At 36.2% G+C, this 367-nt stretch carries 1 protein-coding gene; it reads left to right on the top strand.

Annotated features, from left to right (window positions below):
* Positions 1–285: hemerythrin domain-containing protein (locus ACYVTD_RS18015; protein ID WP_461248982.1), on the top strand; the 285-nt coding region annotated here is incomplete at its 5' end.
* Between the last annotated feature and the right edge of the window lie 82 nt (positions 286–367).

The following is a 367-nucleotide window of genomic DNA, read 5'->3' as shown; positions in this document are numbered from 1 at the left end:
TTCGCTAACGATGAAGAGTCGGAACGGCGCTATTTTAAGAAGATTATTCAAGAAGCCGTTAATTATGTAAAAGTTCACTTTAATACGGAAGAAAGAATCCTGCGCGCGACCAACTTTAAAGGTTATGCCGAGCATAAAAGGGAACATGACGCTTTTATTTTAACCGTGTTAGATAACATAAGGGCGTTTGAGGCGGGAAGAAACATGAACCTTATATCTTTTACACATTTCCTTAAAGACTGGATTTTAACCCACATAGCCATAATGGACAAACAATATTTTTAATATTTACACTAATAAATTGGGGGTATCGTCCCTGTCCCCGCCGTTTTAATAACGGATACTAACTTAAATATTATCGTATTTT

The sequence above is a fragment of the Treponema sp. R6D11 genome (assembly GCF_054786075.1).
This window is presented reverse-complemented; position numbering and strand designations above follow the sequence as displayed.